The sequence below is a fragment of the bacterium genome, from assembly GCA_016786595.1.
Classification (GTDB): Bacteria; Bdellovibrionota_C; UBA2361; order SZUA-149; family JAEUWB01; genus JAEUWB01.
The window spans coordinates 1-13,620 of the sequence record JAEUWB010000056.1; the positions used below are offsets into that span (position 1 = coordinate 1).

The 13,620-nt window shown below is 44.9% G+C and carries 14 protein-coding genes; 7 read left to right on the forward strand and 7 right to left on the reverse strand.

Translation table 11 applies throughout. The features are described from left to right. From JNK13_09685 to JNK13_09695, 3 genes are all read right to left on the reverse strand, one after another. Positions 1–143 (reverse strand): thiamine-phosphate kinase (locus tag JNK13_09685; protein ID MBL7663008.1); only part of this gene is annotated, 143 nt, incomplete at its 3' end. Positions 144–148: 5 nt separating this feature from the next. Next, positions 149–1,327 carry an alanine racemase gene (alr, locus tag JNK13_09690; GenBank protein MBL7663009.1) on the reverse strand — a complete coding sequence of 393 codons (1,179 nt, stop codon included), beginning with the start codon at positions 1,325–1,327 and terminating at the stop codon, positions 149–151. Positions 1,328–1,411: 84 nt separating this feature from the next. Then, positions 1,412–1,828 carry a RidA family protein gene (locus JNK13_09695; GenBank protein ID MBL7663010.1) on the reverse strand — a complete coding sequence of 139 codons (417 nt, stop codon included), beginning with the start codon at positions 1,826–1,828 and terminating at the stop codon, positions 1,412–1,414. Positions 1,829–1,933: 105 nt separating this feature from the next. Here JNK13_09695 and JNK13_09700 point away from each other — a divergent pair, with 105 nt between their 5' ends. From JNK13_09700 to JNK13_09730, 7 genes are read left to right on the forward strand one after another with little or no spacing between them, the layout of a single operon-like run. Next, the gene (locus JNK13_09700; protein MBL7663011.1) at positions 1,934–2,917 is read left to right on the forward strand and encodes an AAA family ATPase; all 984 of its coding nucleotides are present in this window, start codon (positions 1,934–1,936) and stop codon (positions 2,915–2,917) included. Next, complete coding sequence (locus JNK13_09705; protein ID MBL7663012.1) at positions 2,917–3,807, forward strand: DUF58 domain-containing protein; 891 nt, start codon at positions 2,917–2,919, stop codon at positions 3,805–3,807. Before JNK13_09700 ends, JNK13_09705 begins: the two co-directional genes overlap by 1 nt. Next, positions 3,797–4,381, forward strand: coding sequence for a hypothetical protein (locus JNK13_09710; GenBank protein MBL7663013.1), 585 nt, complete (start codon positions 3,797–3,799; stop codon positions 4,379–4,381). The genes JNK13_09705 and JNK13_09710 overlap by 11 nt, the downstream gene beginning before the upstream one ends. Beyond that, the gene (locus JNK13_09715) at positions 4,381–5,364 is read left to right on the forward strand and encodes a VWA domain-containing protein (protein ID MBL7663014.1); all 984 of its coding nucleotides are present in this window, start codon (positions 4,381–4,383) and stop codon (positions 5,362–5,364) included. The genes JNK13_09710 and JNK13_09715 overlap by 1 nt, the downstream gene beginning before the upstream one ends. Then, positions 5,361–7,310, forward strand: coding sequence for a VWA domain-containing protein (locus tag JNK13_09720; GenBank protein MBL7663015.1), 1,950 nt, complete (start codon positions 5,361–5,363; stop codon positions 7,308–7,310). Before JNK13_09715 ends, JNK13_09720 begins: the two co-directional genes overlap by 4 nt. A gap of 10 nt (positions 7,311–7,320) precedes the next feature. After that, the gene (locus JNK13_09725) at positions 7,321–9,255 is read left to right on the forward strand and encodes a BatD family protein (protein MBL7663016.1); all 1,935 of its coding nucleotides are present in this window, start codon (positions 7,321–7,323) and stop codon (positions 9,253–9,255) included. Next, positions 9,252–9,983: an SH3 domain-containing protein gene (locus tag JNK13_09730; protein MBL7663017.1), complete on the forward strand. Its 732-nt coding sequence runs from the start codon at positions 9,252–9,254 to the stop codon at positions 9,981–9,983. The genes JNK13_09725 and JNK13_09730 overlap by 4 nt, the downstream gene beginning before the upstream one ends. On the opposite strand, the gene JNK13_09735 is transcribed toward JNK13_09730, so the two are convergent. The 4 genes from JNK13_09735 to JNK13_09750 form a co-directional block, all read right to left on the reverse strand. After that, positions 9,980–11,119 (reverse strand): ATP-binding protein, encoded by a 1,140-nt coding sequence (locus JNK13_09735; GenBank protein ID MBL7663018.1) that lies wholly within the window; start codon positions 11,117–11,119, stop codon positions 9,980–9,982. The genes JNK13_09730 and JNK13_09735 overlap by 4 nt on opposite strands. A 468-nt stretch (positions 11,120–11,587) precedes the next feature. Beyond that, positions 11,588–11,896, reverse strand: a complete 309-nt coding sequence (locus JNK13_09740; GenBank protein ID MBL7663019.1) for a hypothetical protein — start codon at positions 11,894–11,896, stop codon at positions 11,588–11,590. A 25-nt stretch (positions 11,897–11,921) separates the two neighbouring features. Further along, on the reverse strand, positions 11,922–12,893 hold the full coding sequence (locus JNK13_09745; GenBank protein ID MBL7663020.1) for a Gfo/Idh/MocA family oxidoreductase: 972 nt from the start codon (positions 12,891–12,893) through the stop codon (positions 11,922–11,924). A 197-nt stretch (positions 12,894–13,090) separates the two neighbouring features. Beyond that, positions 13,091–13,468 carry an acyl-CoA thioesterase gene (locus tag JNK13_09750; protein MBL7663021.1) on the reverse strand — a complete coding sequence of 126 codons (378 nt, stop codon included), beginning with the start codon at positions 13,466–13,468 and terminating at the stop codon, positions 13,091–13,093. Between the last annotated feature and the right edge of the window lie 152 nt (positions 13,469–13,620).

A 13,620-nucleotide genomic window follows, 5' to 3' on the forward strand; every position in this document is an offset into this window, starting at 1 on the left:
ACCATTGTATCAACGGTAATCAAAAGCGAGCTGCCATCGGGGTGCTCGATCACCGCACAATCATCTCCAATTCCGATCACCCCAGCAGGCATCACGCCAGCGTAGCGTTTAATTGACTCGATTAACTCAAATTCAGATTGCATCGTTTTTATTCAATAAATGTTTTGCCGTGATAGTGATAACGCCTAGGCACGCGCATGTTTGTCGCGGTTAAGACTTCATGCATCCGGGCGTCGGCAGCTTGAGCAATATCGCTAATCGTGATTTGGCCTGTGCCGTATCGTCCAGACTGCTGCCCTAACAAAACTACCTCATCACCATTAAACGCTTCATCCTCCCCGCCAATGTTAACCATTAACTGGTCCATGCAGATTGCACCGACCACCGGATAACGCTTTCCATTAATCAAAACTTTTCCCTGATTAGAAAGCCTGCGCAAATACCCATCCCCATATCCGATTGGCACTGTTACAATCCGCGTGTCGTGTGCACTTGTCCAAGTATGTCCGTAACTCACACCACAACCAGCACGTAGAACCTTAAAAAAGACAACTTTAGAGCGAATCGACATCACTGGCTTAAGTTCAAGGCCGGAAAAGCTCGAGCAATTATTGGGCAAAACACCGTAAAGCATAATCCCCGGTCGGACATAGTCATAGTGCGCTTCGGGCACTCTTAGTATCGCTGCAGAATTTGCTAGATGTAATTTAGGAAGCGGTAGATTGGCCTGACGATAAAACTCAATCACGCTCTCGAAACGCTCAATTTGAGTATGTGTAAAGGCAAGATCTATTTGATCGGCATTGGCAAAATGGGAATAAATGCCAACGACATCGGTATGCGTCACTTCCGTAGCGGCTTTAAGTAAATCTGTTGCTGAATGCCACTGCACGCCAATGCGCCCTAAGCCAGTATCAATCTTCAAGTGCACTTGAGCGCGTTTACCGGTCTCTCTGGCTACCTCATCAATGTTTTTGAGCTTACCAACAGAAGATGCGGTAATTTGCAAATCGTAATCGATAAAATATTTAACTTGCGCTCCAGAAATTCCTCCAAAAACCAAAATTGGCGCCTTAATTCCAGCCTCGCGGAGTTCAATCCCTTCTTCCAACAAGGCCACACCAAAAAGCCTTGCTCCAGCGCGTTCTAAAACTCGTGTTGATTCGACAATACCGTGACCGTATGCATTCGCCTTAACTACGGGCATAACTTCTGCAGGCGTTAGTCCTGAAATGGCTTTGAAATTATGCTCGAGCGCGTCGAGATCTACATCCATCACTGTTGGACGTAGTGCTAAGGGGTCGATTTTTGCAAGCTTAGTATTCACAGCGTAATAACTATATTAGTATTTTCGCTGAAGTGAAACCTGCGTTTTTCAGCTTTGACTCGAATTAATTCTTAGACTTAGCGCTTAAGACCGAGCGATTGCCTTTAATTCAATCGCAATTGGAAAGCGAAATTGACTCACTTCGACGACTGTTCGCGTGGGCTGAATACTGCCACAGATCTCAGTCCAGAGCATCTCAAAGGCTTTAGCATCGCGCTTGAAACTCTTTAAGTAAACTGTAACGTCTAAAAGCTTATCAAAGCTCGACCCGGCATCTTCCAGAATAAACTTAAGATTTTGAAATGCAGCCTTGCACTGCAAAGCAAAATCATAGCTAAGCACATTGCCCTCGCCATCTTGAACCACCCCAGGGATAACGGCGCTGCCCTTACGGCGTGGGTCGACCCCTGAGACAAAGACCAAGCCGCCACTAATCACAGCATGCGCGTAGGCTGCGCCAGGTTCAGGCGCTCGCGTACTCATGACTTTAATACTACTCATTAAAAATACTCACTAAAAATCTTCGCTAATTAATTGAATATTTATCCCGGTAATTAACGTCAAACAGTTCCTCAGACGGCATCTCTCTGCTATTAGACTATGATTATGTCAACACCTGAAGCTTTTTCATCGTCATTTTCAGATGCGCAAGCATTGATCAAGAAACTAATCGATGCGCTTAATCTACGTGTCATCGGCCAAGCAGATTTAAAGCGCCGACTTGTGCTGGCGCTAATTACCCGTGAGCACTTATTACTTGAAGGTGTTCCCGGCTTAGCCAAGACGCGCTCAATTAAAGCACTGGCCGAAGCGCTCGAACTTGATTTCAAGCGTGTGCAGTTTACGCCAGATTTACTTCCTGCCGATCTTGTGGGCACAGAGGTCTATCGCCCAGAAAAGGGATCTTTCGAAGTCCGCAAAGGCCCTGTGTTCACTAACCTCTTACTTGCCGATGAAATCAATCGCGCACCAGCTAAAGTTCAATCAGCACTGCTGGAAACCATGCAAGAAAGACAAGTCACAATCGGCCATGAAACATTCAAGTTGAGTGAGCCCTTTCTTGTTTTGGCAACACAAAATCCGATTGAACAAGAAGGCACATACCCATTACCGGAAGCCCAGGTCGACCGCTTTTTGATGAAAGTCATTGTCCGCTACCCAGAAGCAAAAGAAGAAGAGCAAATGCTGAGCCTGCTGCAGCACAATGATGAGCAAGGCAAGCAGGCCGTAGCTCATGTGGCAGACCTAGATTTATTACACCAAACCTGGCGCAATATTTATGTCGACGAAAAAATTAAAAGCTATATCGTCGATTTAGTTCGGGCAACACGCACGCCACAAGAATTTAACTTAAATTTTCAAAGCAAAATCGAAATCGGCGCATCCCCGCGAGCAAGCATTTCGTTGTTTCGCGCAGCAGCGGCAGACGCTTTACTGACGGGCAGCACTTATGTCACTCCGCAGCACGTAAAAAATGTTGCACCTGATGTGTTACGCCATCGCCTACTCTTAAGCTACGAAGCTGAAGCTGAAAATCTAACTGCAGATAAAATTATCGCTACAATTCTTGAAACCGTAAAAGTCCCCTAATGAATAATCAATCTCTTGTTCGTCGTTTACGCTTTACGACCCGCCGGACAATGCAAGAACTCAGTCTGGGGCAATATCGTAGCGCCTTTCGTGGGCGCGGGATGGAGTTTGAGGAGGTTCGGGAATATCTTCCGGGAGACGATGTGCGGGCAATCGATTGGAAGGTAACAGCGCGCACAGGCAAACCACAAATCAAAGTTTTCCGCGAAGAACGTGAACTCTCGGTATTACTCTTGGTTGACCAAAGCCCTTCAACGTTTAGTGGCACAAAAGATCATTTGCGCGCAGATTGCGTAGCCGAAATTGGTTCGATTTTGACCTTTGCTGCCTTACAAAGTAACGATCGTGTCGGCCTCTGTAGCTTTGGTGGAGAAAAACGTAGTTATCTCCCCCCCAAGAAAGCTCGCAATATTTCCTGGCAAATCATTAAGTCCCTGACTCAAGCAGTTCGCCCCAGGAAGGCCAATCCTGAAACTAGTTTTAGTCAGACTTGTGATTTTTTAAATCTAGTCTTAAAGCGCCGCTCTTTGATTTTTATTCTTTCAGATTTCCTGATCGACGATTTAGAGCGCGGTATCAGCAAACTCACAAACAAGCATGAAATCATCGCCGTTCGTATTACCGACCCTTCCGAACTCGCTCTCCCTAATCTCGGGCTAATTGAAATCGAAGACCCGGAAACAGGTCTAAGGCAACTACTGGACACAAGTGATCGGGCGGTCTGCCAGCAGTTTTATGCTGAACAGCAAACGCTCACAGCGAAACTCTCAAAGATTTTCCTCAAATGCAAAACAGATACATTAACAATTAACAGTTCTCGACCTGTCGGGCCGGAACTAGTGAAATTCTTCAAACTCAGGTCACAGCACAAACATCATTATGCCGGATGAAGCGCTTACAAAACCAGGCACGTTGCATGATGCGCGTACGGGATTTAATGACTTGAAGCCTGCACCGCAGTTTACAGTCGAGTCAAATCTAGTTTACTGGCTCTTAGCCTTGTGCGTCCCTCTATTCTTGGCCTGGATTAAGCATGTTCGCGGTAAAACCCTAGCAAATCACAAACTAGCTTTAGCCACTCAATCATTTGCCGATACTTTGCGAGAGTTGTTGCAGAACTTAAAAAGTAACAAGCTTGCAGCGACAGCTGCAAGTAGTCAACTCTCACTCGCACTGCGGAGCCTCTTTAGCGCAGCTGGGCTTGGAGTAGTTGAAGCGCTAACGACTGCTGAATTCAAAACAAGAATTCTTGAATCAAAGCAAATTTCAAGACTGAACAATGCAGAGCGCATTAGCACCGAGCTTAAAGCGCTACATCAAGAGCTTTGCAAGTTAGAACATTATAGCTTTTCCGGGGAAGTAATTTCTCCAAGCGTGGTTACAGACTCGATTCAAAACGCTCTTGACCGTGGAGAGCTACTGCGCCAGACCGCTTTAGACTTCAACCAGCGCGGAGGGAAATAATGGAGTTTCAATTCCCTGCCGCATTTCTCTTACTCATACTCGCGCCCTTACTTTGGGTGCATCCTAAATCTGGCGAGAGTCGTTTTAAATTTATTTTACCGGCAAAGTTACCGCTCTCGGCTCGCGCACGTTGGCGTGGACCAGTCTTGAATACTCTTAAACTATTAACCTTGCTCTGCTTAACCACCGCACTTGCCCGCCCGCAAAAGCAAGCTGGGTTCATCGAGAATGAATCAACTGGAAAAGATATCATTCTAACTCTAGATCTCTCTGGCAGCATGAAAGCATTAGATTTTTTTATCGGACAAGAGCGCGTACGGCGCGTCGATGCACTTAAAGTAAAATCAAAAGAGTTTGTTGATCATCGTCTGGGGGACCGCATTGGACTTGTGGTTTTCGCTGAGCGCGCATTACTACTTTGCCCACTGACCCTGGATGGCTCGACTGTGAAAAACTTTATTGAAACTCTCCACGTGGGAATTGCTGGACAAGGTACAGCGATTGGTGACGCCTTGGCTCGTAGTTTAAAACTAGCAAAAAACATCGACCAACCTAAGTCCACAGTGATTGTGCTCGTCACCGATGGAAAAAGCAACGCTGGCGCAGTTCTACCAAGCGAGGCATCAGACTTAGCTGCCAAACTCGGTATTAAAATTCACGTAGTTGGCATTGGAGGAGTTGAGCCTGCCCCGCTAGAAGTCGAAACTCCTTTTGGCAAGCGCGTAGTGCTTCAGGAAATGGAATACGACGAGAAAACTCTTCGAGAAATTGCCGAAAAAACTGGTGGACAATATTTTAATGCCAAAGACACAGACGCTTTATCGACAATTTACGAAGCAATCGACCGACTAGAGTCTCGACGCGACCAAGGCTTAGGCCTGGCAATTTACCAAGAGCTCTATCTCAGATTTGCCCTTGCCGCCTTGTGCACATTAACGCTCGAAGGCTTATTACTGAGCACAGTCTTTAGGAGGCTTCCATGAAAACTAGCCTCTTCAATGGTTTTAATTTAGATCAGCTCGAATATTGCTGGGTTGGGCTTGTACTATTGGTCTTAGTGTTTTGTTTTCGCCGCGCAGCAAGGATTAACCAAGCTAAACTCAGCACACTTGCCAGTCAGCATGTGCTACAAAAAACACTCTCCGGTAAGCCAAGAGGGTTTGAACTTGCACGTTTGTTCCTGACTGGACTTTTCTTATTTTTTGCAATTTTACGTCCTCAGTGGGGCTTTCGTTGGAACGAAGGTAGTGTAGAAAGAAAATCGATTGTCTTTGCCGTTGATATCTCCGATAGCATGCTTGCCAAAGATCTTCAGCCTAGTCGCCTGGCACTAGTGAAACGTTACCTACATGATATTGCTCCACGTTTACGTGGCAACAGGCTTGGGCTTGTTTCATTTGCAGGCGATGCCTTCGTAGAAGTGCCACTGACGATTGATGTGCCAACATTTATCGACTTTGCTGGGGAATTAGTGCCTGAACTTTCCCCACGTCAAGGTACAAACATTGAAGCTGCGCTAGAAACAGCCTTAAGGACTATCGCTGAAAACCCAGAAAAACGAAAAAATTCACTGATAGTTTTACTTTCCGATGGTGAAGTTTCGAGTGGAAATACTGAGCAAGCCTTGGCAAAAGCTCAATCTCAAGGAGTAAAAATTTTGAGCCTTGGCGTTGGCACTGAGCAGGGAGCAAGCATTATCACCCAGCAAGGAATCAAACGTGACGAAAAAGGCGAAGTCGTTTTATCAAAACTCAATGCGACTACACTGCAGTCGATTGCCAGCGCAACAAATGGAGCATACCTCAAACTCGACCCGACCTTGCAATTAGCTTTAAACCAGACGGTTGCAATCACAGAGACGCTCAGTGCGACTAAAGCAACCGAGCGTGGACAAATTTGGTTTGAATACTTTCAGCTGCCACTTGCCCTTGCGATACTCTGTTATTTATTAACTCCCAGCTACGCCCGATTTAGAAGTCCGCTACTAGCTGTACTGCTAGGTTTGCTGCTGCTACGACCGACACCTAGCCTAGCAGCCGATCAAGCTCGTGCGCTTGGGGCACAAGCTCAGCAGGCGCTTTCTGAATCACGTTTCAGCGAAGCTCAAGCTCTATTTGAACAAGCTGCAAAAGCTGCGCCCAGTGACGCACGCATGCCACTTGGCAAAGGCTTGAGTTTATACCGACAGGGAAAGTTCGCAGAGGCTGCAACCGAGTTCGAGAAAAGCACCAAGCTTGCTCAATCGCCCGTTCAGAAATTGGATGGCCTCTACAATTTAGGCAACGCCTTAACTCAATTAGGGCAATATAAAGAAGCAATTGCTGCATACGAAGAGGGATTAAAGACTGTTGCTGAAGATCGAGAAACAAAGGAAAACTTAGAATACGTAAAAAAGCTTCTCAAAGAAGAGCAAAAGAAAGATCGTTCAGAGGAGCAAAATCAGCAGCAGCAAAATCAGCAAGAGCAAAACAAAGACAAAGAGCAGCAAAACCTTGGCAAGAAAGAGCAAGAACAACAAGGTAAAAGTAAAGAAGAAGGTGAAGAGGAAAAAGGCGCCAAAGAAAAAGAGGCAGAAGAAAAAGGCCCCCAAAAAAAAGAGTCCGAGCAAAAAGAATCAGAGCAAAAAGCATCGGGGGAAAAAGCATCAGAGAGAAAAGATCCCGCAGATAAGGGCGACCAAGGAGAAAGCAAAACAGACTCTCAGCCGCAGCAGGAACAGCAGCAAGGCAAAGATCCCAATCAACAAGGTTCTCAAAGTAAGGAGTCCGTTCAGGGCAACCCCAAAGATCCCCAAGACGGGCAAGCTCAAGCACTCGATCAACTTGAATCAATCCTTGCAGCGCTCGATCAAGGTGGGGACAAGCAGGCTATGATTGATTATCGTAAGGGCTTAGTTCGCGGTGCGCCGCAGCCAAAAATTGATTGGTAATGAAAAGAGCATGCAAGCATTAGTTTTAAACAAGAATTTGAATTTACAGCAGACAGTGCGCCGCAGCATGCTGATCATACTTTGCTACACATGCACTCTATACGCATTAACTCTATGCAGAGTGATTACACAAGCCACAGCCGCACCTACAGTTACTGTGGGTGTAAATCCCAAAGTCGGAACGGTTGAAGATCTATTTACCCTCACAGTCAAAACATCGGGGTCGAGTCAGCAAACGGGCAAGCCGCGCTTGAATCATTCAGATATTTTTAAAATCGTAGGCACAACCTCAAATTCGCAAATCTCAATTATTAATGGCGTAACCTCATCCAGTATGAGTTATAGTTTTCAACTTGCTCCCGATCTAGCGCTTGCCCCTGGCAAATACCAAACCCCTTCCGGTGTAATTGAAGTCGGCGGCGCAGAGGTTGAAATTCCGCGCAGTGAAATTACAATTAATCCCACTACAAATCCGGGAAGCAAGCAACAAAGTGGTGGCGCAAACCAACCGTCTGACCCCAAAGATAGTCCTGCGACAAACCAAGTAACTCCAGGCTCATCGCTACGTCAGGATGCCGACATTAAGCGGCCGTTTGTTGGACAGCAAATAATTGCCACGACAACCTTAAGCACGGCCGCCGCATTATCCAACATAGAAATCACCGATCCGAATTTCCCGGGATTCTGGCGCGAGGAATTGGGACAAGATGGTCAAGAGACAAATACTGATCACTTAACCGGAGTCACAGAAATTAAAGTGCATGATGCGCTCTTTCCACTCAAAGCCGGAGCACTAAGGATTTTATCACGCACAATTTCAGCACGTGAGCAGGTGCGCCGCAAAGCACGTTTGCCAAACCCGTGGAACTTCGATCCCTTTGCAGACGACCCTTTTGATTTATTTGCGACAACACAAATTGTTCCACGTAGGATTATTTCCAACCCAGTTGATTTAGAGGTGCGCCCCTTGCCGCCTGCCCCCAAGCAAACGCCCTATGTCCCCGTAGGAATGTTGCGCTTAGCTTCGTCAATCACACGCAGTGATGCACAAGTCGGAGAAACAATCACTTATGTGCTTGAACTTTTCGGTGATGCAAATCTACGCCCACTTGAAATTAATTCTCTTCCAGTAAATGAAACCGAATTTTCAGTCTATGCAGAAAAACCACAAATTGAGCGTTTTTATGAAAATGGTCGAGTCTTTTTCAAAAAGAAATTTACTTTTTCAATCGTTCCACTTCAGCCTGGACAATTAAAAATCAATCCGCTGGAGATTTTAATTTTCGACCCGTTCAAGGAGCGCTATGAAACGATCAAAACCCCTGAGCGCAGCATCAATGTGACTGGCAGTGCGATTGCAGCGCTAACTCCAGCACCAGGCAAAACTAATCAAACAGAGGCCCCGGGTGATTCCGAACCGATGCAGACTCCACAGGACGAAATTAAAGTACCTCAAGCACCTACTATCGCTGCGCTTGAAGCTCCTCTCCTTCAAGCCCCCTGGTATGCGCGTGCTCCGCTGAGCAGTAACTTGGCACTGTTTTTTACGGTCTTACTACTAGCTAGCAGTTACGCGCTTTCGCGTTTCTATGCGGCGCATGCCGCGCTTGAAGCTGACCCGCATTTAGGGCAGCGCTTACATGCCTTAGGAAATTTCAAGAAAGCTTTAGCAAGTATTAATCGAACTGAAGCGCTAAACGTGCGTGAGCTAATCGATCAGTTTAAGTTATTCTTGCAGCAACGTTTTGCTATTTCTGCCCAAAGCATGACGCCAAATGAAGTAGTAGCACAACTTGAGGCCCTGAGCGTTAATTCAGATTTAACAAGTCGCACTAAGCAGTTTCTGCTTGAACTTGAAGCGTTACAATTCTCTAAGCTGCATGCTCCTGCAGTAAATATTCAACAAACCGCAGAAACCTTAGCTAGTGAATTAGATCGAGTATGAGTAAAAGAATCCTTATTTTGATATTCACACTATGCTCTGTTTCGCTGGCCAGTGCCGAAGATTCCGGTTTAGCTCTTTATCAGCAGCAAAAATATCTTCTCGCTAAGCAAGCTCTGAAGCGTGAGCTTGAAAGTCAGGGGCCGCAGGCGAATTTGCTGTTACTTTTAGCTTTAACTGAGTATCAACTGCACGAACGTGGTCAAGCCGTAAGAGATCTACGCCATACATTAAACATCAATCCAACTAACCAAACAGCATTACAAACACTGTCAACAATTCGCAAAGAAATTAAAACAAATTTAAGCAGACCGCAGCCACTGGTGCCTTTAGTAACAACACTCAATGATTTTTCAATGGATCTCTTGGCGCTAATTTTTGCTGGGCTGACTTTAGTGACGCTCTATTTCACAAAAAGACGCGGTTTATTCAAGCGCCAGTTGCATCGTATCTTTGCGATTTTAACTTTATTAGTACTAACCGTGCGCTACACCTCACATCTTGGACCAGAGGGGCTGAGGATTTTTAGTCTGCAGCGACCTAATTATGCTGTGGTGGTGCGTGACCAAACGCAAGTCTTCTCTGCTCCACAGACTCAAGCTCAAGTAATTGAGATCGCCAGCGCTGGCACAGAAGCAAGCATCATTGGAAGCGATAAAACTTTCTTAAATATCCTACTCCCGAGTGGCCGCACGGGCTGGGTTACTGCTGATGCAGTGAGTAGGATTTAGGAAATAATTTCCCCGCTCCAGAGTTCATGTAAAAATTTTTCAACCGGAAATATTTCGATGTTTCCTTCTTTTCTATAGTTCTTCTCCAGACAGATCAGAATCAATCGTGCAAACTTTTGCTCTTCTGCAATTGACTTAAGTCCTTTTAGATCATTACGACCGATCCGTTCTTTTCCCTTCACCTCAAGTGCAATTGAATCACCGATCACAAAATCTACTTCGATTTTCGATAGCGATCGCCAAAATGTCAGTGGCAAATTTTTTCTTTGATATGAAAGATATGCTTTTAATTCAATCAATATTAAATGCTCGATGGCATCACCAAAACTTTTACTTCCATACGTAATGTCAGCAGTACCTTTCAATGCATTGGCGACTCCAACATCAAATAAATAAAACTTTGATGTGGCAACTGGTTTACGTTTTGAAGTGTGCTGAAAGGGCGGTAATTGATAACCTAAGAGAGTATCTTCTAGCATTTGATAATATTCCCTGACGGTTCTTGGGGGCACGGCTGAGTCATTACCAATATTAGTGTAATTAATGAGTTCTCCACTATGCAGTCCAGCTACTGTCAGAAAGCGGGAAAATGCCTCAATATTTCTAATCGAAGATTCAAATTTGATTTCTTCCTGCAGATACATGCCAATATAGTCCTTTAGATCAGCATGATAGTCGGCTGAGAGATAGATTGAAGGGAGCCCCCCCCTGTTGATGCGTTTTAAAAGATCATGTTCTGTGAATTCAGGATAGACAAGCGGGTAAAAACTAGCGCTGGCGGCTCTGCCAGCAAGTAGGTTTAGATTTTGTTTTTTTAATTTCCTGGCGCTACTACCTGTTAGTATAAATCGAAGATCTTTATTAGCTTCGATCATCAGGTGAATTTCATCTAATAAACTTGGAAGTTTTTGAATTTCATCGACAATGATTAATTGATCATTTTTAGTTAATTGCTTGCGTATATTTTCTGGACGTTGACTAAGATCTCTAAAAGTATCGGCCTCGAGTAGATTGTAGATTTTAGCAGTTGGGAAATATGACTTGATGTAGGTAGTTTTTCCAGTTTGCCTAGGGCCAAGCAAAAATAGTGATTTTCGAGCTAAAATCATCGAAATGTCTAATATTCTACGAAACATGGCATATAATATGCCAAATTTCGCAAAATTTGGCAATATGAAGGTTGCGGCCACCTTACGGCCAAATCAAATTATTAACTAAATACGGCTAATTGTAGTGTATTTACTGAAATAAATTATAGATCAAAGTAACCCAGTGCTCACGGTCATTAAGGTAAGGGGGGGCACCGTCATCTCGACCGAAGCTCTGAGCCGTATATGTTTACGGCGAAGAGCGAAGCGGAGAGATCTCCAATTGCACTCCAATTGCGCTTGCTGGAGGATTTGGAGATCTCGTCGTGAGCGTAGAACTTCATTTCGTTGACTTTGTCCCGAGTGAGTTCGAAGGGCGCACGATGACGAGGACTGCTTTGCTTTCTTGATCTTATTGGCCGTGGGTATCGAATTACTTTTCTGGATAATCGATTAGAAATTCCTCTTTAACTAGAAATCAACTTCACAGCAACATTCTTGCGAATAATATTACGATCAAACACTTTGCGTATTAAAAAAAGTTTGTAAGAGGCTTCGCACAAGATACATACCAATAGACAAAACTAGAAAAAATATTCCCAACAAAAATGGTTTTTTGGCTAAATGCCAATTTTTTAGTGTGTAAACAAGATCGACAAATGGAACCAAGAACACTGCAATTGCCCAAAACAGGCTAGCTCGATAGGAGAGCAGCACCAGCCATACCTTCAGGCAGTAAATCGCAGCAAATCCAAAAGTAATCATCAAAATTGCGCCGACCTGGCTACCAATTACATTAATCACAAAATTAAGAAGCGCTTCCATGACTAACTCCAATTCTTAAAAAATTTTATGCCGCTACACGTAGCAACAATTTCGCATTGGCTGCACCCTCAAAAACATCAACTTCTGGGCTATTGTCAGTTCTCACGGCATCAACAAAATTATCAATTAAGCCAAGGAAAGGATTTGTAACGGGAAAGGATAAGCCGCCGCGATTGGTCCAAATTTTACCCTTTCCATCTCGATGAAAAGTATCTTCGCACACGACCCACCCGCTAGAACCATATATTTCTAAACGACTTGGTGCATCAAATAGCACAGAGCTGCAAACTTCAGCTGTCGCCCCGCTTGCGAATTTAAAAGTGAGCAGTGCCGTTTCATCGTGCGGGCCTTGCCAAACTTGATTGGCAATCACGCTTTCTAAATTGGTAATTTCTCCATGCTCAGGCAATAGCATCCATCTAGCAAGATCGATTAAGTGTGTTCCCACAGCAGCAAGACTCCACCACTTCCCGACTTCGGTTGAAGCTCGCCAGTTTGTAGCATCTGCTTGGCGCCAAGCCCAAAGCGAGCGGACATGGCGGATTTCACCAAAGTCTCCGCGTTGCACAGCTTCCTTCACCAAGCGATGTCCGGCATGCCAGCGTAGCCGATAACAAAGTCCGAGTTTTACTTTTGATTGAGCATAGCTTTCTAAAATCAGATCAACCCCTTCACGATCGGTAGCGAGAGGTTTTTCCAAGAGCACATGTTTTCCTGCGCGCATTGCTGCAACTGCCGTCTCGGCATGGAGCTTGTCAGGAGTTGCGATAATCACGGCATCAAGGTCACGATCCGCTAACAATTCTACTAACGATGAATATGCCGGGGTAGCAGATTGGGCTTTAAATTTCCGAGCAAATTCTTGGGCACGCTCTTGATTTCTGCTCAAAACGCTCCATAACTGAGCTTTTTCTGTTTCGATTAGTGCCGGAGCATGTCCGTTAGAAGCAATACTACCTGTGCCAATGATCGCAAAATTTAATTTCTTCGCTTGCATGCGATCATTATATTTTACCTGCCGACTTAATGCTACATGGCAACGTTCGAGCCTGAGATCATTAATTATCAAGGAACACTAATTTTTGAGTGCCGACTTCATTTGAAACAAACGAGGTAACAACAACCTCCCGTGACGACTTGCCCGCCGTAGTCGGCGGAAGCGGCATCGGTGGAAGAGATTGGCCAACCTGGCCATTAGTTTATCGGTATCGGATTTCCTTGGGCATCAATCGCCACCATCACGACCTCGGCCTCGGTAACTTTAATCGTCTCTCGCTTACCGATACCGCGCTCGACTTCAACCAGAACTTTCACTGTAACCGACGTGCGGCCAAGCTTAAGAGTTTCTGTATAAAAGCTTACTGAGTCTCCAACGAAAACCGGCGCAATAAATTCAACATCCCTAACAAGCTTCGTGACATAACGATGTGGGGCAATACTACGCGCCTCTTCCCCGGCAGCCATATCAAGATAGCTTAAAATCACACCACCAAAGATTGACCCCAAGGCATTAGTATCTTTAGGAAGACAAACAATACGAATTTTCGGAATGCGAACAGCTTGGGTAGTCATAGCGAGAGTAAATAGCCTGATGACCTATTCAATGAAAGATATATAAGCAATCGTAGCTTGGTCAGTAGCTGATTTTATTGATCTTTTATTTTTTGTTCTGTTTTTGTTTGTAATGTTGACGCAGTTTAGATTTCTATATTCTTGTATACATA

Bases quoted from the DNA above. Each gene is read 5' to 3' on its own strand.
- JNK13_09695 (MBL7663010.1), bottom strand. From the start codon at position 1,828: ATGAGTAGTATTAAAGTCATGAGTACGCGAGCGCCTGAACCTGGCGCA.
- JNK13_09700 (MBL7663011.1), top strand. From the start codon at position 1,934: ATGTCAACACCTGAAGCTTTTTCATCGTCATTTTCAGATGCGCAAGCA.
- JNK13_09705 (MBL7663012.1), top strand. From the start codon at position 2,917: ATGAATAATCAATCTCTTGTTCGTCGTTTACGCTTTACGACCCGCCGG.
- JNK13_09710 (MBL7663013.1), top strand. From the start codon at position 3,797: ATGCCGGATGAAGCGCTTACAAAACCAGGCACGTTGCATGATGCGCGT.
- JNK13_09715 (MBL7663014.1), top strand. From the start codon at position 4,381: ATGGAGTTTCAATTCCCTGCCGCATTTCTCTTACTCATACTCGCGCCC.
- JNK13_09720 (MBL7663015.1), top strand. From the start codon at position 5,361: ATGAAAACTAGCCTCTTCAATGGTTTTAATTTAGATCAGCTCGAATAT.
- JNK13_09725 (MBL7663016.1), top strand. From the start codon at position 7,321: ATGCAAGCATTAGTTTTAAACAAGAATTTGAATTTACAGCAGACAGTG.
- JNK13_09730 (MBL7663017.1), top strand. From the start codon at position 9,252: ATGAGTAAAAGAATCCTTATTTTGATATTCACACTATGCTCTGTTTCG.
- JNK13_09735 (MBL7663018.1), bottom strand. From the start codon at position 11,119: ATGTTTCGTAGAATATTAGACATTTCGATGATTTTAGCTCGAAAATCA.
- JNK13_09740 (MBL7663019.1), bottom strand. From the start codon at position 11,896: ATGGAAGCGCTTCTTAATTTTGTGATTAATGTAATTGGTAGCCAGGTC.
- JNK13_09745 (MBL7663020.1), bottom strand. From the start codon at position 12,893: ATGCAAGCGAAGAAATTAAATTTTGCGATCATTGGCACAGGTAGTATT.
- JNK13_09750 (MBL7663021.1), bottom strand. From the start codon at position 13,468: ATGACTACCCAAGCTGTTCGCATTCCGAAAATTCGTATTGTTTGTCTT.